General features: G+C 71.3%; 15 protein-coding genes. 8 read left to right on the forward strand and 7 right to left on the reverse strand.

All coding sequences use genetic code 11. The annotated features are described in order from the left end of the window. The 6 genes from VMN58_13045 to VMN58_13070 all read right to left on the reverse strand — a co-directional run. Nucleotides 1-589 (reverse strand): isocitrate lyase/phosphoenolpyruvate mutase family protein (locus VMN58_13045; GenBank protein HUF34124.1); only part of this gene is annotated, 589 nt, incomplete at its 3' end. A 64-nt stretch (nt 590-653) separates the two neighbouring features. Continuing rightward, complete coding sequence (locus VMN58_13050; GenBank protein HUF34125.1) at nt 654-1,487, reverse strand: GNAT family N-acetyltransferase; 834 nt, start codon at nt 1,485-1,487, stop codon at nt 654-656. A gap of 105 nt (nt 1,488-1,592) precedes the next feature. Continuing rightward, nucleotides 1,593-2,528, reverse strand: coding sequence for a DinB family protein (locus VMN58_13055; GenBank protein ID HUF34126.1), 936 nt, complete (start codon nt 2,526-2,528; stop codon nt 1,593-1,595). 68 nt (nt 2,529-2,596) lie between these two features. Beyond that, entirely contained in the window at nt 2,597-3,568 is a 972-nt protein-coding gene (locus VMN58_13060; GenBank protein HUF34127.1) for an aminoglycoside phosphotransferase family protein, read from the reverse strand. 114 nt (nt 3,569-3,682) lie between these two features. Then, the gene (locus tag VMN58_13065; GenBank protein ID HUF34128.1) at nt 3,683-4,276 is read right to left on the reverse strand and encodes a TIGR03618 family F420-dependent PPOX class oxidoreductase; all 594 of its coding nucleotides are present in this window, start codon (nt 4,274-4,276) and stop codon (nt 3,683-3,685) included. 91 nt (nt 4,277-4,367) lie between these two features. After that, the gene (locus tag VMN58_13070) at nt 4,368-5,165 is read right to left on the reverse strand and encodes a DUF554 domain-containing protein (protein ID HUF34129.1); all 798 of its coding nucleotides are present in this window, start codon (nt 5,163-5,165) and stop codon (nt 4,368-4,370) included. A gap of 50 nt (nt 5,166-5,215) precedes the next feature. On the opposite strand from VMN58_13070, the gene VMN58_13075 reads away from it, so the two are divergent. From VMN58_13075 to guaA, 4 genes are all read left to right on the forward strand, one after another. After that, nucleotides 5,216-5,608 (forward strand): hypothetical protein, encoded by a 393-nt coding sequence (locus VMN58_13075; GenBank protein ID HUF34130.1) that lies wholly within the window; start codon nt 5,216-5,218, stop codon nt 5,606-5,608. A 67-nt stretch (nt 5,609-5,675) separates the two neighbouring features. Further along, a complete protein-coding gene (locus VMN58_13080) occupies nt 5,676-6,839 on the forward strand; it encodes a GuaB3 family IMP dehydrogenase-related protein (protein ID HUF34131.1) in 1,164 nt (387 codons plus the stop codon). A gap of 26 nt (nt 6,840-6,865) precedes the next feature. Next, nucleotides 6,866-8,350, forward strand: a complete 1,485-nt coding sequence (gene guaB / locus VMN58_13085) for an IMP dehydrogenase (protein HUF34132.1) — start codon at nt 6,866-6,868, stop codon at nt 8,348-8,350. Next, nucleotides 8,350-9,933, forward strand: a complete 1,584-nt coding sequence (gene guaA / locus VMN58_13090; GenBank protein ID HUF34133.1) for a glutamine-hydrolyzing GMP synthase — start codon at nt 8,350-8,352, stop codon at nt 9,931-9,933. Before guaB ends, guaA begins: the two co-directional genes overlap by 1 nt. A gap of 87 nt (nt 9,934-10,020) precedes the next feature. Here guaA and VMN58_13095 read toward each other — a convergent pair whose 3' ends face one another. After that, nucleotides 10,021-12,348: a hypothetical protein gene (locus VMN58_13095; GenBank protein ID HUF34134.1), complete on the reverse strand. Its 2,328-nt coding sequence runs from the start codon at nt 12,346-12,348 to the stop codon at nt 10,021-10,023. 141 nt (nt 12,349-12,489) lie between these two features. Between VMN58_13095 and VMN58_13100 the strand changes: the two genes are divergently transcribed. The 4 genes from VMN58_13100 to VMN58_13115 all read left to right on the forward strand — a co-directional run bounded on the left by VMN58_13100 (nt 12,490) and on the right by VMN58_13115 (nt 18,809). Then, nucleotides 12,490-13,290, forward strand: coding sequence for a dienelactone hydrolase family protein (locus tag VMN58_13100; protein HUF34135.1), 801 nt, complete (start codon nt 12,490-12,492; stop codon nt 13,288-13,290). 110 nt (nt 13,291-13,400) lie between these two features. Further along, the gene (locus VMN58_13105) at nt 13,401-16,754 is read left to right on the forward strand and encodes a UvrD-helicase domain-containing protein (GenBank protein ID HUF34136.1); all 3,354 of its coding nucleotides are present in this window, start codon (nt 13,401-13,403) and stop codon (nt 16,752-16,754) included. Then, a complete protein-coding gene (locus VMN58_13110; GenBank protein HUF34137.1) occupies nt 16,754-18,106 on the forward strand; it encodes a potassium transporter TrkG in 1,353 nt (450 codons plus the stop codon). The genes VMN58_13105 and VMN58_13110 overlap by 1 nt, the downstream gene beginning before the upstream one ends. Then, the gene (locus VMN58_13115) at nt 18,099-18,809 is read left to right on the forward strand and encodes a TrkA family potassium uptake protein (protein HUF34138.1); all 711 of its coding nucleotides are present in this window, start codon (nt 18,099-18,101) and stop codon (nt 18,807-18,809) included. The genes VMN58_13110 and VMN58_13115 overlap by 8 nt, the downstream gene beginning before the upstream one ends. Nucleotides 18,810-18,830 lie beyond the last annotated feature (21 nt).

Raw genomic sequence — 18,830 nt, forward strand, 5'->3', positions numbered from 1 at the left:
CGACGGATCGGATGTCGCCGAGGGTCCGCAAGCCCGGGGCGAACAGCACGTCGGCGCCGGCCTGCTGGAACGCCTGGAGGCGGGCGATGGTGTCGGCGAGGTCGGTGCGCCCGTGGAGGAGGTTCTCGGCCCGGGCGGTCAACACCAGCTGCTCGGTGCCATGGTGGGCTGCCTCGGCCGCTGCCGCCACACGCTCGGTGGCCAGCCCGATGTCGTAGATGGGCTCGTCGTCCCGGCCGGTGAAGTCCTCGACGGAGCAGCCGGCGATGCCGGTGGCGCACGCCAGCCGCACAGTGTCGGCCACACCGTCGGGATCGTCGGCGAAGCCGTTCTCGGTGTCGGCGGCGACCGGCACGTCGACCGCGGCGGCCAGCTCGGCGGCGTGGGCGAGCGCCTCGTGGCGGGTCACCGACCCGTCGAGCCGGCCGAGCGTGGCGGCGAACCCGCTGCTGGTCGTGGCGATCGCCGCGAACCCCAGTGACGCGAGGATCCTGGCCGAGCCGGCGTCCCACGCGTTGGGCTGGAGGAGCGGGCGGTCACCGTGGTGGAGTGCGAGGAACCGGCCGGCGGCTCCGTCGAGCGTCGTCATCCGGCCAACGTAGCGACCGCGCTGTTCTGTTCGCCGGGGAGCCAGCGTGTCGCTCGATGGGTGCTCAGCGGGACGGCGAGAAGTCGTACCTGAGCACCTCGGCGACCGCCCGGTAGCCGATGGCGCGGTAGATGGAGTTGGAGACGGGGTTGGCCAGGTCGGTGTAGAGGATGCAGTGCAGCGATTGCCCGAGGACGGCGGCGGAGAGCTCGGCGACGAGGGCCGAGGCGTAGCCCCGGTTGCGCCGGTCGGGCGGTGTGTACACGGGTCCGACGCGGACGACGCCGGCTCGGGCATCGGACAACCCAGCCATCGCGACCGGTCCGGCGTCGTCCCAGACCCAGAGGTGACCGAGCTCGAGCCGTCGCTGCACGACCACGGCCGCGTCGGAGGCACGCTCCCCGACCTCTTGCCCGAACGCGTCGAACCACTCGACCAGGAGGTCGCAGTCGGTCGCTTCAGCCATCCGAAGTCCGCCGTCGGAGTGCCGGGATGTGGCGAGCTGCACCACCTCGTAGATCCGTTGCCCCTGGGCCGGTGTGGCGGCGCTCTTGGTCCGCTCCGTCCACTGGCCGGCGAAGAGCGCCGCGGTGGCGGCCACCCCGCTTACGCCCGGCAACTGGACGCCGGCGCCGACGATCTGGTCGACCAGCGCCACGATCGCTGGGTCGGGCATCGGCGTGACGGTTGCGAAGTAGTGGAGCGGTGACTGGAAGGCGACGCCGACGCATCGTCCGCCGAGCTCCACCACCCAGTAGTGGCCCGGCTCCGGGAACGCGGAGCGTCCATGGAGCAAGGTGAGGATCACGTTGTGGCGGACCGGGTCGCTGGCGAGGAAGTCGCCGGCGAGGGCGAGGACGTCGTCCGGCCTCTCCGGTGTCCTCACGACGATCGACATGCCCCGATGATGCCTGCCTCAAAGGCGCAGGAAGTCGGATTTCCCTGGGGACGGCGCTGGGAGTTCGTCTTCGATCAGGGAGTGCTCCGGTTGGCGAGCTCGACCTCAGTCCTTCGTGGGCTGGCCGGGGCCGAGCGCCGAGAGCCACTCCACGACGTCGCTGCGGTTGAGGAACTGGGCCCACTGGATCGGCGTGGCGTTGAAGTCGGGATCGGTCGCGTCGACGTCGGCGCCGAGCTCGACGAGCGCCTGCACGACATCGAGCTCACCCGCGCCGGCCACCAGGTGCAGTGGGGTGCGGCCCGGCCCGCTGATCGGGAAGCCGAGCCGGGCGAGGTCCACCACGAGCCCCCACCGCCCGTAGGCGGCAGCGGTGGTGGCGAGGTCTGGGTGGGCGTGCACCGCCTGATCGCGCATCGCCGGGTCGGCCTGGAGCTCGTCGACCACGGCAGCGTCGCCCCGGATCACCCGCTCGACTACGGGGTCGTCGGCGACGGTCGTGTGCTGCCACTGCCACAGGTCGCGGAGCAGCCCCACCTCGGCGCCATGGTGGATGAACTCGTCGAGCATGTGCAGCACGTAGGCGGCGCGGGTTCGGTCGGCGTACCCAGGGCCGGCGACGGCGCCGACCTTCTCCTGGAGGCGCTCCTCCGGCGCGACGGCCAGATGCCGGTCCCAGCGGGCATGGGCCGCCTCGAGCATCTCCAACGCCCCGGCGGCGGTGGCGGGCGGCTCGCCGCTCGGGTCGTCGAAGCCGATGGCCGGTCCCTGCGGGGCGATGTCGAGCCACTGTGGCGCTCGGTCCTCGCCGTACATGTCGATCAGGTGCCAGAGCCGCCACGCGATGGTGGTGAACGGCGCCGGTTCGGGAGAGGGCAGCGGCCAGTCGGCCCGCCACCGGCCGTCGGGGCGCTGGCGGATGGTCCAGCACCCCGGTGCCGGCTCCCACAGGTACTCCTCGTCGGTGAGTCCCTCGAGCCGCTTGCGCAGCCGCGTCCAGGCGAAGTCCGACAGGTCGACGAGGTCGCTCTTGACACCCATGGCTGGCACCGTACGCGTCGACGTGGAGCAGACCGGTCCGAGATTGATGTGAGCCCCATCCGGGCCTTCTACGAGATGGCCGGCCAGCGGCTGGCGATGTCGATGTGGTCGACGAGGTTCACCCACGACTCGGCGGCGTCGCTGGTGTCGGTGTGCTGAGCGCGGAAGTAGGTCACGTAGCCGGCGATCTCGGTGAGGTCCCACAGCATCCGGTAGAGCTCGAGCAGGGCGCCGGCGACCCTTGTGCCGGTGCGGGCCTCGTAGGTGGCGACGAGGGGGTCGCCCTCGTCGATGACCATCCACAGGTCTCGCTCGGGCGGCCCGATCAGCGCCGTGTCCCAGTCGATGAGCACGCGGCCGGCGTCGGTGCTCATGGTGTTGGCGGCGTGGGGCTCGCCGTGGGTGATGGCCAGGTGGTCCGGATCGCCTGTGGCGCTCGCCACGAGCTCGTCGTAGCGACGGAGGAGGGCGTCGACGAGCGGTGCTCGCTCAGCCAGGAGGAGGCGGGCGCGCATTGCGTAGGGACCGCTGTCCCACGGTTGCCCGGTGTCGTCCAACGCTTGCTCGAGGTCGTCCCGGGTCCGGATGGAGTAGTCCTCGTGGCCCGCTCCCGGTGCGGTCTCGACCGCGGTGGTGTGGAGGGCGACCAGGAGGTCGACGACCTCCCGGCGATCGGTGTCGCTGTCGTACTCGCCGTAGCCGTGACCGCACCCGTCGATGTGCGGGTAGAGGGCGGCGACGTACCGGTCGTCGATGGGGACCAGCAGCTCGCCGTCCGAGGTGGGCACCGGCGCGACGACGAAGTCGAGTCCGGCATCCCGGAGCTCTCGGGCGGTTCGGAGGGCCGCGTCGAGGCGGGCGTGGCCACGTGTCGGCGGCTCGTCGGCACTGTGGCGCTTGGCCTCGAGGTCGTCGACGGTGAGGAACCATCGTTCGCCGCTGCCGGTGCGGACCGACCAGTGGTGGCTGCCGAACCCGACGGGCAGGTACGCCACCGACGTCACCGGGAGGTCCCATCCCACTGCGAGTGCATCTGCCACGGCCGCATCCGGAAGCGCGTCGGGGCGAGTGAACACGATGGCGACTCTACGGAGCAGGCCGTCGCCGGCTTGGCCCAATTCCGCTGCCGAGACGTCTCTCTCCCTGGCGATCGCTCAGCGGCCCCGCAGGCCCCCCGCGCTGGAGCCGAGCGACGAGCCGGCGGGCGCGGCAGCGGGGCGATCTACGCTCGGCTTCCCCGCCGCCGCCGGTGCCGGCTGCTCCGGCGGCGATGCCTCCGAGCGGGCGGGGGCTGCTGCCTCCTCGGTCGGGCCGGCGAGCGCGCCGGCCCATGGCCCGTTGCCGGCCAGGCGTTGCACCGTCACCTCGACGGTGACGGCGGTCGAGGACCGGCTCAGGTTCAGCGGGGTGTCGGCCGTGCCCACGTAGACGCGGCACAGCTCGTCGCAGACCGCCCGGTCGGCGGGGCCGACGACGCTGGCGGTGCCGTGGATCAGCAGGTGCTGCTGGGTGCCGGCGATGTTCCTCGCCTCGTCCTCGACGGAGAGGATGACGTTGGGGTCACGGCGGAGGTTCCGGACCTTCGCCGACTGCCCGTCGGCGCAGAAGACGACCCGGTCGCCCTGGACCCCGCACCAGACCACCGAGACCTGGGGTGTCCCGTCGCGGTTCCTCGTGACGACGTGGGCGAGGGCGCTCGAGCCGAGGAGCACCTCCGCTTCCGCCGAGATCGCCCGAAGTGCGGTCATGGGACCCTCCTCCCAGCCAACCGGCGCGCCGGCGCCGACCCCCGCGACCCTAGTGGGCCGGCCCTCGACGCCGCAGGGGCGCGGGTGGCCGCTACGTGGCGAAGATGGCCACCAGCACCGGCGCGATCACGAGCGCCGGCAGGTACGAGCCGACCTTCACCTTCTTGAGGTCGAGGAGGCGCAGGCCGATGCCGAGGATCATCACCCCGCCGGTCGCCTCCAGCTCGGCCACCATGCGGGCGTCGAGCAGCGAGGTGCCGACGGTGGCGCCGAGCACGGTGATGGCGCCCTGCAGCACCCCGATGCTCACGGCGCTGAAGCCCACCCCCCAGCCGAACACCGAGGCGAAGACCACCGCCACCAGGCCGTCGAGGGCGGCCTTGACGATCAGCAGCTGGCTGTCGCCGCTGATGCCGTCTTGGAGGGAGCCGACGATCATGAGGGCGCCGACGCAGAACGTGAGGCTGGCCACCACGAACCCGTCGACGAAGCCGCCTGTCCGCGTGGCCGGCGATCCGGCGTCGAGGCCGACCTCGTCGGGCTCGCGCTCCACGAAGCTGGCGGGCCGGGGCTCGGCCTCGGCCCGGTCGCCCTCCGCTTTCCGGCGGATGGCCTCACCGAGGCCCTCGAGGCGCTCCTCGATGCGGGCCAGCTCGCCGACGAGGCCGCCGGCCACGATGGCCACCACCGGGAACACGGCGTTGTCCGTCCGCAGGAAGCTGGCGATGCCCACGCCGATGGTGATGAGGCCGATGCCGTCGAGCACCGTGATGCGAACCCGCTCGGGCAGTCGGGGGCCGAGCAGGATGCCGACGCCGGTGCCGGCGATGACCGTCACCACGTTCACCAACGTCCCGAGGCCGCGCACGCGGCGACCGTAGTGTCTCATCCTGCTGATCGTCCTGCTCTGATCGGAGGGCCCAGCAGTAGGGTCGGGGCATGGCGAGCCTGAGCTTCGAGGGCGAGACGCACGGCGAGATCGTCCTCAAGATCAAGCGCTGGCTCCAGTCGGTCGAGGGCGGCGAGGACGTCACCGCCCTGACGCCCGCCGAGGCGGTCACCCGGGGGGCCGAGCTCACCAAAGACGCCCTCCGGGTGATCGCCTCGGCCGCACCCCAGCCCGTCCGGTCCAGCGACCTGCTGAAGTCGCTCACCGCCATGGGCTACACCGCCACCGACCAGACGCGCGACGCCGTCGTGGCCGGCCTCGACTCGCTGCACGAGGTGAGCGGTGGCTCGTTCCTCAACCGCGTGGACGACGCCCGCAAGTCGGTGGTCTACGAGATGAACGCGGCCGTCGCCCGCCAGCTGCTGAAGGCCCTCAAGGGCTGAGGCGCCGGCCGCGGCGGCCGACCCCGTCGCTACACTCGACCCTTTCCTGCGTTGCGAAGGGGCGAACATGGCAGAGGTCGAGATCGGTATCGGCAAGTCCGGTCGGCGGGCCTACGGGTTCGACGACATCGCGATCGTCCCGAGCCGGCGGACCCGCGACCCGGAGGACGTCGACATCTCCTGGGAGATCGACGCCTTCCGCTTCGACCTGCCGCTCATGGGCTCGGCCATGGACGGCGTCGTCAGCCCTGCTACCGCCATCGAGATCGGCCGCCTCGGCGGCGTGGGCGTCCTCAACCTCGAGGGCCTCTGGACCCGCTACGACGACCCCGACGCGGTGCTCGAGGAGATCGCCGGCCTGGCCCCGGACAAGGCGACCCTGCGGATGCAGGAGCTCTACGCCGAGCCGGTCAGGTCCGAGCTGGTCGGCGAGCGCATCCACCAGATCAAGGAGGCCGGCGTGGTCACCGCCGCCGCCGTGACCCCCCAGCGCACCACCGCGCTCAGCAAGGAGATCCTCGCCGCCGAGCTCGACCTCCTCGTCATCCAGGGCACCGTCGTCTCCGCCGAGCACGTGTCCAAGTCGGTCGAGCCGCTCAACCTCAAGCGCTTCGTGCGCGAGCTCGAGATCCCGGTCATCGTTGGCGGCTGCGCCTCCTACCAGGCCGCCCTCCACCTCATGCGCACCGGTGCTGCCGGTGTGCTCGTGGGCGTGGGCCCCGGCAACGCCTGCACCACCCGGGGCGTGCTCGGCCTCGGCGTCCCCCAGGCCACGGCCATCGCGGATGCCAAGGGCGCCCGCATGCGCCACCTCGACGAGACCGGCGTCTACTGCCACGTCATCGCCGACGGGGGCATGCGCACCGGCGGCGACATCGCCAAGGCCATCGCCTGCGGGGCCGACGCGGTGATGATCGGCTCGCCGCTGGCCGCGGCCGCCGAGGCGCCCGGTCGCGGCTACCACTGGGGCATGGCCACCTTCCACCCGACCCTCCCGCGGGGGGCACGGGTCCACGTCGGCACGCGGGGCACCCTCGAGGAGATCCTCGTCGGGCCGGCACGCGAGAACGACGGGCGGGTCAACCTCTTCGGCGCCCTGCGCACCTCCATGGCCACCTGCGGCTACGAGACGGTCAAGGAGTTCCAGAAGGCCGAGGTGATGGTTGCCCCGGCGCTGCAGACCGAGGGCAAGAGCCTCCAGCGGGCCCAGGGCCTGGGGATGGGTGCATGAACGAGGAGCCCACCGTAGGATTGCCCATGGCCAACCAGACGATGTCGTTCGACGAGAAGTTCGGTCGCGAAGGGCTCACCTTCGATGATGTCCTCCTCGTGCCCGCCTCCTCCGAGGTGCTCCCCGCCGAGGCTGCCACCACGACGCGCTTCACCCGCGCCATCTCGCTGAGCATCCCGCTGGTGTCGGCGGCCATGGACACCGTCACCGAGTCGCGCATGGCCATCGCCATGGCCCGCCAGGGCGGCATCGGGGTCATCCACCGCAACCTCTCCATCGACGACCAGGCGGCCGAGGTCGACCGGGTGAAGCGCTCCGAGTCGGGGATGATCGTCGAGCCCGTCACCGTGCGGCCGACCGCCACCATCGCCGATGCCATGGACCTGATGGAGCGCTTCCACATCTCCGGCGTGCCCGTCACCGACGACACCGGCCACCTGGTCGGCATCATCACCAACCGCGACCTGCGCTTCACCGAGCGCAGCGACGAGCCCGTGTCCTCGTCGATGACGTCGGAGGGCCTCGTCACGGCCCCCCAGGGGACCAGCCTCGACGAAGCGATGCTGGTCCTCGGCCGCCACCGCATCGAGAAGCTGCCCATCGTCGACGGCGCCGGAGTGCTCACCGGCCTCATCACCGTCAAGGACATCCAGAAGCGCATCGCCTACCCGAACGCCACCAAGGACGCGCGGGGCCGCCTGCGGGTCGCCGCCGCCGTCGGGACCGGCCCCGACGTGCTCGACCGGGTCGCCGCCCTCGTCGAGCGGGGGGTCGACGTGGTCATCGTCGACACCGCCCACGGTCACGCCCGGCCGGTGATCGACACCGTCGCCAAGATCAAGGCCAACTGGGACGTCGAGGTCGTCGCCGGCAACGTGGCGACCGGCGATGCCGTCGAGGCCCTCGTCGCCGCCGGCGCCGACGCCGTGAAGGTGGGCATCGGGCCTGGTTCGATCTGCACCACGCGGGTCGTTGCCGGCATCGGCGTTCCCCAGATCACCGCCGTGTTCGACTGCGCCCAGGTGGCCGCCCGCCACGGGGTGCCGGTGGTGGCCGACGGCGGCGTCCAGTTCTCCGGCGACATCGCCAAGGCCATCGCGGCCGGGGCCGACACGGTGATGCTCGGCAACGCCCTCGCCGGCGTCGACGAGTCGCCCGGCGACATCGTCGTGCAGCACGGCGAGCGCTTCAAGGAGTACCGGGGCATGGGCTCCATGGGGGCCATGCAGGGACGCTCGTTCTCCAAGGACCGCTACTTCCAGGGCAGCGTCGAGAGCGGCAAGGTGGTGCCCGAGGGCATCGAGGGCCGGGTGCCCTACAAGGGCCCGCTCGCCAACGTTCTCCACCAGTTCGTCGGCGGCCTGCGCCAAGCCATGGGCTACTGCGGCGCCCGCTCCGTCGAGGACCTCCAGCGAGACGGGCGCTTCATCCGGATCTCCCCGGCGAGCCTGCGCGAGAGCCACCCCCACGACGTGGTGATCACCAAGGAAGCCCCCAACTACCGCGTCTGATGGCCTCCCTCCACGATGACTCCTTCGACACGGTCCTCGTCGTCGACTTCGGCGCGCAGTACGCCCAGCTGATCGCCCGCCGCGTGCGGGAGGCGCGCGTCTACAGCGAGATCGTGCCCCACACCATGCCGGTGGCGGAGATGCTCGAGCGCCGGCCGGCGGCGATCATCCTCTCCGGTGGGCCCTCGTCGGTCTACGCCGAGGGGGCCCCGGCGGTCGACGACGAGCTGTTCACGTCGGGCGTGCCCACCTTCGGCGTCTGCTACGGCTTCCAGGCCATGGCCCGGGCCCTCGGCGGCCGGGTCGAGCAGACCGGCCTCGCCGAGTTCGGGCGCACCTCCCTCGAGGTCACCGCGTCCGACTCCACCCTGTTCCACGGCCTGCCCGCATCCCAGGCGGTGTGGATGTCGCACGGCGACTCGGTGGCCGAGGCCCCCCCGGGGTTCTCGGTGCTCGCCCGCACCGCCGGTGCGCCCGTGGCCGCCTTCGAGGACGCCAGGCGGCGCCTCGCCGGTGTCCAGTTCCACCCCGAGGTGCTCCACACCGAGCACGGTCAGGCCGTCCTCGAGCACTTCCTCTACGAGGTCGCCGGCGCCCGGCCCACCTGGACCATGCGCAACATCATCGACGAGCAGGTGGACGCCATTGCCGCCACCGTCGGCGACAAGCGGGTGCTGTGCGGCCTCTCGGGTGGGGTGGACTCGGCGGTGGCCGCCGCCCTGGTGCAGCGGGCGGTCGGCGATCGCCTCACGTGCGTCTTCGTCGACCACGGCCTGCTGCGCAAGGGCGAGGCCACCCAGGTCGAGCGCGACTTCGTGGCCGCCACCGGCGTCCAGCTCGAGGTGGTCGAGGCCAAGCCGCGCTTCCTCGACGCCCTCGCCGGGGTGACCGACCCCGAGGAGAAGCGCAAGGTCATCGGACGCGAGTTCATCCGGGTGTTCGAGGGGGCGGCCCGCAAGGTGATGGCCGACGCCGGCGAGCACGGCGAGACGGTGGAGTTCCTCGTGCAGGGCACCCTCTACCCCGACGTGGTCGAGTCGGGCGGCGGCACCGGCACCGCCAACATCAAGAGCCACCACAACGTCGGCGGCCTGCCCGACGACCTCCAGTTCGCGCTGGTCGAGCCACTGCGCTCCCTGTTCAAGGACGAGGTGCGACGCGTCGGCCTCGAGCTGGGTCTGCCCGAGGCCATCGTGTGGCGCCAGCCGTTCCCTGGGCCGGGCCTCGGCATCCGGATCATCGGCGAGGTCACCGAAGCCCGCCTCGAGATCCTGCGCGAGGCCGACGCCATCGCCCGCGAGGAGCTCTCCGCCGCCGGGCTCGACCGCGAGATCTGGCAGTGCCCGGTGGTGCTGCTGGCCGAGGTGCGCTCGGTGGGGGTGCAGGGCGATGGCCGCACCTACGGCCACCCGGTCGTGCTGCGCCCCGTCTCCAGCGAGGACGCCATGACCGCCGACTGGTCACGCGTCCCCTACGAGGTCCTGGCCCGCATCTCCACCCGCATCACCAACGAGGTCCGCGACATCAACCGGGTCACCCTCGACGTCACCTCCAAGCCCCCGGGCACCATCGAGTGGGAGTGACGTCGAGCGACCGCTGATCCGTACTCGGCACGTCACGCGAGCGCCGGCGGCAATGAGCGTGCCGAGAAGCGCTCGACCGCTTCGGCGCTACCCGCTCGCGCGGTTCTTGTTGAACTCACCCTCGGCGGACGACGGCGCGTACCTGTCGTCCCCTGCGAACTCGACCCGGAACGTCTTGCCCTGCGGGCTCCCTTCAGCGATCTGCACCTGGGCGTCGCCGTTCTCGGCCGTCCAAGCGGTCGCCCGCAGCTTGTCGTCAACGAAGATCCGAAGCTCTCGGTCGACCAGGCCATCTTGGGTGTCGTCATCGGTGAGCCGTGCGTTCACCAGCACGGTCCCCTGGTTGCCCTGCTTCACCGCCTTGAACGAGACGCCGCTCTCACGCTTCGGGGCTTGTGGCGCAGCTCTGGGCGTGACGAGCGTGTGGAGCGAGAGCTCATCGACGCTGCCGTACCTCTCCCCGACGTTGCCCGGGTTTCCGGGCAGCATGACCATCGTCGTCCTGCTGGCGAGCTCGGTCAGCGGCAGCGTGGTGCCAGCGTTGTCCGACTCCGCCACGAAGAGCACCTGCACGCCGTGGCCGCCGATCAGGCCCTGCCGCCACTTGACGTCGTGGGCGGGGTCACCCGTCGGGCGCTCGTCGACGTCGGAGTCCCAACACGGGCGCTCGGGGTCGTCGACCTGCTTCGGCAGCAGGTGGGGCCCGGGGTTGATCCCCGTCCCGTCGTCGAAGCAGGCGTCATCGCGGTAGTACGGGATCGCCATGAACGCCTGTGCCGCGCCCGGGTTGAGGTCCTCGATGGACGACGTGAACACCATGCTCCCGAACTGGCCGGACACCTGCTCCCACGAGAGGGTCTTCAGGCCGTTCAGCGTGGGATCGGTGACGTCGAGATCGCTGCAGTACAGGAAGCAGTCCTGGCCCACCGGCGCTTCGACGGCGACCGGACCGACGACTGGTACGTCGTCGTCGACGCGGAGCTCGCCCCCACCCGGGTTGGCGTAGAGGGTCCCGAAGACCTCGTCGTTCTTCCCGTCGACCTTGACGCCGTCGGGACGCTGCCGGTTGTAGTACGTCTCGATGACGCCCGCGGTGTGGTCCCAATAGGAGAAGATCCCGCCGAGCGGGGGGATCGAATGCACCCGCAGGTAGGCCTGCTGGACGACGACGTCTGGGTAGAAGAGCTCCTGGCGGACGGTGTTGGTCCCGGAGTTCGATCCCCACGTGGCGCGGATCACGCGCACCGGTCCCGCCTTCTCCCCGAGGAGCACCGACGACTTGCCCCAGTCGTCTTGCTCGGTCTGGAAGCCGCAGCACGGGGTGGTGTCACCGGGCTTCTGCTGGTAGGCGCGCGCCTTCCACTGGTCGACGAGCGGCGGCCCGTAGTCGGACGGGCTGTTGAGCGGCTCGTCGCGGTCGCCGTCGGCAACTCGGAACCCGCGAAGGACCCAGTTCCCTGCGTACTGCACGGCATAGCGCGGTGAGAGCACCCAGGCGGTCTCGCGCGGACGGCGTGGCCCGTGGCCGACGACCACCCCATCCTCGTTGCAGTAGGGCCCTTGGGGCGCGTTGCCGTAGTTCGACGACGTTTGCATGTACAGATCGGCCGTGTCGTCACGCACGTAGCGCATGTAGCCGTTCTCTGCGTCGAAGGCGGGAGCGGCGCCGTCTTCGGCGTCAGCGAGGGCGACGTAGGCGAACCGTGGCGCCGCGTCGGGCGCAGACGGGTCGGCGAGGCGCACGGCGCGCATCTGCTCGACGCCGTCGGGGAACGGCGCCGTCGCCGGCGCCTCCGAAGCAGTGTCGCGGTAGAGGAAGGCGAGCTCGTCGTTGTCGTCGAGGCCCTTGGTCGGGTCGGGTTCGGGGCCGTCACCTGGCTCCATGGTCGCAGTGCACGGGTCGTTCTCGGTGTTGCTGGTGAACCTGTAGCCCTCGCGGTCGTAGACGTAGGAGAGCTGCGGGTCGGCGCCCGAGTACATGCCGAAGCCGGCGCAGAACGGCCCTGCCTCGCTGCAGTTCGACGCCAGGTTGGAGATGTAGCGCGTGAAGCGCTCGTCCACCTGGAAGGGGATCTGGACGAACGCTTGCGAGTCGGCGTCCCACGAGTAGCCGAGGAGCCGGTCGACCGCGACCCCTTCCAGCGGGTTGTTGACGCGCGAGGCCTGCGAGCAGTTGTGGTTGTCGTCGCAGTCGCTGTTCAGCGAGGTCAGGACCGGTTCACGAGCCGAGATCTCGGGTCCGGCCGACCAGTCCGGGAACTGGGAGCCTTCCAGGACGACCGCCTCGACCGACCGCTCCTGCGCGATGGGCGAGAGCGTGTCGGGAGGCCCTTGGGCCTCGGCGCGGATCTCGGCGTTGACCGAGATCCCGGCGACCAGGGCGAACATGAGCACGAAGGGGATCAGTCGAGGCAAGCGCACGAGATAGTTTTTCTACGGATGACCCCCCAGCACCTGCCTGGCGTGCCAAAGAGTCCTGGCCACCGTTCTCGGCACGTCACGCGAGCGCCGGCGGCAACCGGCGTGCCGAGAACCGGTTGGCCTAGCGTGCCCGGCGTGACCACGACGCTCGAGGGCTACACGGAGTCGACCTTCACCCACGACGGCGACACCAAGGCGGTGTTCCGCACCGGCAGCGGGCCGGCGGTGGTGGTGATCCACGAGGTCCCCGGCATCACCCCCCTGGTGGCCGACTTCGGCCGGCGGGTGGCAGCAGCGGGCTGCACCGCGGTGCTGCCGTCGCTGTTCGGGACGCCGGGCAAGGAGCCGACGATGTTCCCCTACATCGCCGGCGAGATGGTGAAGGCGTGCGTGTCCCGCGAGTTCGCCACCCTCGCCCTCGGAAGGACCTCACCGGTCACCGGGTGGCTGCGCGCCCTGGCCCGAACTGCCCACGCCGAGTGCGGCGGCCCCGGCGTCGGCGTGGTCGGGATGTGCCTCACCGGCGGCTTCGCCCTGGCGATGATGGTCGACGACGAGGTGCTTGCCCCGGTGCTCAGCCAGCCGTCGCTGCCGCTCCCCATCGGGGGCGCCCGCAAGTCGGCGCTCGGCATCTCCGACGACGACCTGGTGCGGGTGCAGCAGCGGGTCACCGAGGACGGGGTCTGCGTCCTCGGGCTGCGCTTCAGCGGTGATTCCCTCGTGCCGCCGGAGCGCTTCGAGGCCCTGCGCCAGGCACTCGGCGACGGCTTCATCGGCGTGGAGATCGACTCGGGGAAGGGCAACGCCCACGGCATCCGTGCCGCGGCCCACTCGGTGCTCACCGAGGACCTCGTCGCCGAGGCCGGCCACCCCACCAACGACGCCCTCGAGCAGGTCCTCGACCACCTCAGCACCCGCCTCCTCGGCCCCGCCTGAGCCGATTTGGCGCGCTCGGCCACCCCAGGGGTGGCCCCTGTCCTCGGCCTGACCGTCGCCGGGTCGTCGCCGTGGGGCGGGTCGCAGCTGGCCGGTAGGGTTGACCGACCATGCCGGAGCCGTCCTTCCACCTCCCGTCGGACGACCTGCTTCAGGGGCTCAACCCCGACCAGGCCGAGGCCGTCGGTCACGGGGAGGGCCCGCTGCTGGTCGTCGCCGGCGCCGGATCGGGCAAGACGAGGGTCCTCACCCACCGCATCGCCCACCTGATCGCCAACGGCACCTCGCCGTTCGAGATCCTGGCCATCACCTTCACCAACAAGGCCGCCGACGAGATGAAGTCGCGGGTGGCTGCCCTGGTGGGGCCGGTGGCCGCCAAGATGTGGGTCTCCACCTTCCACGCCGCCTGCGTGCGCATCCTGCGCCGCGACGGCAAGGTGCTCGGCTACCCGTCGTCGTTCACCATCTACGACCAGGCCGATGCCGTGCGCCTCACCGGCTACGTGCTGCGCGACCTCGACATCGACCCCAAGAAGATGACTCCCCGGGGCGTGCACGCCGCCATCAGCGCGGCCAAGAACGAGCTCGTCACCGTCGAGGGCTACGCCGAGGCGGCCTCGAGCCTCTTCGAGCGGCGCATCGCCGAGGTCTACCGCGAGTACCAGGCCCGCCTGCTCAAGGCCGGCGCCATGGACTTCGACGACCTGCTGGTGCAGGCGGTCCGACTCCTCCAGGACCACCCGGAGGTGGTCGAGCACTACCGCCGCCGGTTCCGCCACGTGCTCGTCGACGAGTTCCAGGACACCAACCGGGCTCAGAACGAGCTGGTCGTCGCTCTCACCAGCGAGCACCGCAACGTCACGGTGGTGGGCGACAGCGACCAGTGCCTGCCCCCCGGGACCATGGTGTCGACCCCGGCGGGGCTCCGCCCCATCGAGTTGCTCGCCGAGGGCGACGAGGTGCTCGGCGCCGGCGCCGACGGTCAGCGCACCCCCGCCCGCATCACGGTGGTGAGCGAGGGCCGCTGGGCGGGGAGCACCTACGCGGTGACCGCCGGCGGGCGGACGGTGCGGGGGACCCCGCACCACATCGTGCTCGCCGACCCTGTGCTCGAGGACGGCCGCTGGGTCGTCTACCTCATGGGCCGGGCCGACCGGGGGTTCCGTCTGGGCGCCGACGAGACCACCCGCGGCGCCGACGGTGCTCAGTCGTTCCGGGAGCGCCTCGGCCAGGAGCACGGCGACGAGCTGTGGGTGCTCGGCGTCTACGACAGCGCCGCCGAAGCCACCTACCGCGAGACGTGGTTCGCCGCCGAGTACGGCCTGCCCACCACCTCGTTCCTCGGTAGCGAAGCGCCCCTCGACGACGACCAGGCCTGGCTGCAGCGGATCTTCGACGAGGTTGACACCCCGGCGCGGGCCAAGCGCCTCATGGACGAGCGCGACCTCCACCCCGACTTCCCCCACCTGCGGGCCCAGCACCGCACGCTCGACCTCACCATGTTCCGCCACGCCACCGGCGCCGCCGGAGGCCATGAGGTGCGGTGGTCGGGCGATGGCGAGGTGGGCGAGCGCCTCCAGGCGGCGGGCATCGCGGTGGAGCACCACGGCGCCACCGCCACCTCGGCCTCGACGTGGGACGACTACCGACAGGCGGTCTTCCTCGCCCGGCGCATGGCCGACGTGGCCGACCTCAAGATCCGCCGGCAGGCCAGCGTGGGCGGGCGCCGGTTCGACTTCACGCCGCTGGCCCACCTGCACCCGGGCATGACGGTGCTGGTGGAGGAGGGCGGAGCACTCGTGGCGGCCCGGGTCGAGGCCGTCGAGGTGGCCCACCACGAGGGCCCGGTCTTCGACCTCGAGGTCGACCCCATCCACACCTACGTCGCCGACGGCGTGGTGGTGCACAACAGCATCTACCAGTTCCGGGGTGCCGACGTTCGCAACATCCTCGAGTTCGAGGACGCCTTCCCCGACGCCACCGTGGTGGTGCTGGAGCAGAACTACCGCTCCACCCAGACGATCCTCGACGCCGCCAACGCCGTCATCGCCAACAACCTCGGCCGCCAGCCCAAGGCGCTGTGGACCGACCAGGGCTCCGGCGAGAAGATCAGCCGCTACACCGCCGACGACGAGGGCGACGAGGCCGACTTCGTGGCCGGTGAGGTCGCCCGGCTCCACGACGGCGGCACCCACCGCTGGGGTGAGATGGCGGTGTTCTACCGGACCAACGCCCAGAGCCGGGTCCTCGAGGACCGCTTCAAGCGCCGGGGCATCCCCTACAAGATCGTGGGCGGCACCCGCTTCTACGACCGCAGGGAGGTCAAGGACGCGCTGGCCTACCTTCGGGCCAGCGTGAACCCGGCCGACGAGGTGAGCGTGAAGCGGGTCGTCAACACCCCCAAGCGGGGGGTGGGCGACACCACCGTCGGCCGCATCGACGCCTGGGCCGGCGCCCACGGGCTGACCTTCGCCGCCGCCCTCGAACGGGCCGAGGAGGCCGGGGTCTCGGGCCGGGCCCTCAAGGGCGCGGCCGAGTTCCTCTCCCTCGTCGGCGACCTCGCCTTCATGGCCGAGCGCGGCGAGGGGCCGGCTGCCGTCATCGAGGCGGCACTGGCCCGTAGCGGCTACCTGGCCGAGCTCGAGGCCGAGCACACCGTCGAGGCCCAGGGCCGGATCGAGGTGCTGGCCGAGCTGGTGGGCGTGGCCAAGGACTTCACCGACATCGACGAGCTCCTCGAGATGGTGGGGCTGGTCTCCGACACCGACCAGCTCGAGGCCGGAGAGGATGCCTCGTCGGTCACGCTCATGACCCTCCACTCGGCCAAGGGGCTCGAGTACCCGGTGGTGTTCGTCATCGGCATGGAGGACGGCGTCTTCCCCCACCTGCGCTCCCTGGGCGAGCCCCACCAGCTCGAGGAGGAGCGCCGGCTGGCCTACGTGGGCATCACCCGGGCCCGCGAGCGCCTCTACCTCACCTCGGCCTGGAGCCGGACCATCTTCGGCTCGACCCAGTACAACCCCCCGAGCCGCTTCCTCGACGAGCTGCCCGCCGAGCTCGTCACCGAGGTGGGCGGCAAGAAGCGGGGCCAGGGCGGCAGCGGATGGGGCGACGTGGGCTGGGGCGCCCTCGGGCGCAGCCGTGCCGACCGTTCGGACGCCCGCCGTTCGGATGCCCGCCGTTCAGATGCCCGCCGTTCAGATGACACCGATGGCCGGATCTTCGGTGGACGGGCGCGGGTGGTCGAGTCGGCCATCCGGTCGGGCCAGGCCCCGCCACCGGTGGGCTCAGGCGCCGAGCAGCTGGGCCTCAAGGTGGGCGACGACGTCCGCCACGGCACCTTCGGCGAGGGCGTGATCCTCGACATCAGCGGCAGCGGCGACAAGGCCGAGGCGCTGGTTCGCTTCCCCGAGGTGGGCGAGAAGCGCCTGCTGCTCTCCTGGGCGCCGCTCACCAAGGTCTGATGGCACGCCCGCCGGTCGCTACGGCCCGTCGGCGCCGAGGCCCCACCCAGTTCATCGTTGGCGGCTTCCTCGCCGCGATCCTCACCGGGGCCACCCTGCTGATGCTCCCCGTCGCCTCCACCGGCGAGGGCAGCGCCCCGTTCCTGACGGCGCTGTTCACCGCCACCTCGGCGGTGTGCGTGACCGGCCTGATCGTGGTCGACACGCCCGTGTACTGGTCGAACGTCGGGGAGGTGGTGCTCCTGGTGCTCATCCAGCTCGGCGGGTTCGGCCTCATGACCGTGGGCTCGTTGGTGGGGCTCCTGCTGTCGAGGCGCATTGGCCTGCGCCAGCGCATGACCGCCCAGGCCGAGCGGGGGGCGCTGGTGCTCGGCGACGTGCGCGACGTGCTCGTTCGGGTGGCGGCGTTCTCGTTCACCTTCGAGGTGGTGGCGGCGTCGATCATCGCGGTGCGCCTCTGGACCACCTACGACGAGCCGTTCGGCGAGGCCGCCTACCTCGGGGTGTTCCACGCCGTCTCGGCGTTCAACAACGCCGGCTTCGCCCTCTACTCCGACAGCCTCATCGGCTTCGTGACCGATTGGTACGTGAGCCTCACCGTGGCCGCCGCCGTGATCCTCGGTGGCATCGGCTTCCCCGTGCTCATGGAGCTGAAGCGCAACCTCCGCCGGCCTCAGCGCTGGTCGCTCCACACCAAGCTCACGCTCACCACCACCAGTGCCCTGCTCGTCCTCGGCACGCTGGCCATGCTGGTGTTCGAGTGGTCCAACCCCGCCACACTCGGACCGCTCAGCGGCCCCGACTCGGTTTTGGCCGGGTTCTTCCAAGCGGTCATGCCCCGCACCGCCGGGTTCAACAGCGTCGACACCGGCGCCATGAACGAGACCACGTGGCTGGCCACCAGCGTGCTCATGTTCATCGGCGGGGGCAGCGCCTCCACCGCCGGCGGCATCAAGGTGACGACCTTCGCCCTGCTGGCGTTCGTGATCTGGTCGGAGACCCGGGGTGACCCCGAGGTCGTGCTGTTCGGGCGCTCCACGCCGAGCACGGTGCAGCGTCAGGCCCTCTCCGTCGCCCTCCTCGGCCTGGGGGCGGCAGTGCTCGGCACCTTCGTCCTCACATCGGTGTCCGACGCCGGTCTGTCGCGCTCGCTGTTCGAGGCGTTCTCCGCCTTCGGCACCGTGGGCCTCTCCACAGGCATCACGCCGTCGCTCCCCGCCGTCGGACAGGCCACACTGATCGTGCTCATGTTCATCGGGCGAGTGGGGCCCATCACCCTCTTCGCCGCCCTGGTGCTGCGCCAGCGCCAGCGGCTCTACAACCTGCCGCTCGAGAGGCCGATCATTGGCTAAGGACCGACGCTTCCCCTTCCGCCGCGCCGACGACGATCCCGGCAGGCCGAACTCCGACTCCGAAGTGCTGGTCATCGGCCTCGGCCGCTTCGGCAGTGCCCTGGCCGAGACGCTGGTGGACCTGGGCCACGAGGTGCTCGGCATCGACACCGACCCCGGCATCGTCCAGGACATGAGCGAGCGCCTCACCCACACCGCGCAGGCCGACTCCACCTCCAAGCGCGCCCTGGAGCAGCTCGGCGCGCGCGACTTCGGGGTGGCCGTGGTCGGCATCGGCGGCGACATCGAGGCCAGCATCCTCACCACCGCCGCCCTCGTCGACCTCGGCATCGGCCTCATCTGGGCCAAGGCCATCACCGAGTCGCACGGCAAGATCCTGGAGCGGGTGGGCGCCCACCGCGTGGTGTTCCCCGAGCACGACATGGGCCAGCGGGTGGCCCACCTCGTCACCGGTCGGATGATGGACTACATCGAGCTCGACGAGGGCTTCGCCCTGGTGGAGACCACTGCCCCCGCCGACGTGGTGGGCAAGACGCTGGGCGAGGCCGGCATCCGCCAGCGCTACGGCGTCACCGTGGTGTGCATCAAGCCGTCGGGGCAGCCCTTCACCTACGCCACCCCCGACACCGTCATCGAGGGCGACGCCATCCTCCTGGTGGCCGGGGAGAACCGCCACGCCGAGGCCTTCGCCAACCTGACCTGATGGCCCGTTGTGGAGTAGGAA

The sequence above is a fragment of the Acidimicrobiales bacterium genome, assembly GCA_035512495.1.
Lineage (GTDB): Bacteria > Actinomycetota > Acidimicrobiia > Acidimicrobiales > CADCSY01 > DATKDW01.

Coding starts and splice junctions, on each gene's coding strand:
- VMN58_13050 (HUF34125.1), bottom strand. CDS start 1,487: ATGTCGATCGTCGTGAGGACACCGGAGAGGCCGGACGACGTCCTCGCC.
- VMN58_13055 (HUF34126.1), bottom strand. CDS start 2,528: ATGGGTGTCAAGAGCGACCTCGTCGACCTGTCGGACTTCGCCTGGACG.
- VMN58_13065 (HUF34128.1), bottom strand. CDS start 4,276: ATGACCGCACTTCGGGCGATCTCGGCGGAAGCGGAGGTGCTCCTCGGC.
- VMN58_13070 (HUF34129.1), bottom strand. CDS start 5,165: ATGAGACACTACGGTCGCCGCGTGCGCGGCCTCGGGACGTTGGTGAAC.
- VMN58_13075 (HUF34130.1), top strand. CDS start 5,216: ATGGCGAGCCTGAGCTTCGAGGGCGAGACGCACGGCGAGATCGTCCTC.
- VMN58_13080 (HUF34131.1), top strand. CDS start 5,676: ATGGCAGAGGTCGAGATCGGTATCGGCAAGTCCGGTCGGCGGGCCTAC.
- guaB (HUF34132.1), top strand. CDS start 6,866: ATGGCCAACCAGACGATGTCGTTCGACGAGAAGTTCGGTCGCGAAGGG.
- guaA (HUF34133.1), top strand. CDS start 8,350: ATGGCCTCCCTCCACGATGACTCCTTCGACACGGTCCTCGTCGTCGAC.
- VMN58_13105 (HUF34136.1), top strand. CDS start 13,401: ATGCCGGAGCCGTCCTTCCACCTCCCGTCGGACGACCTGCTTCAGGGG.
- VMN58_13110 (HUF34137.1), top strand. CDS start 16,754: ATGGCACGCCCGCCGGTCGCTACGGCCCGTCGGCGCCGAGGCCCCACC.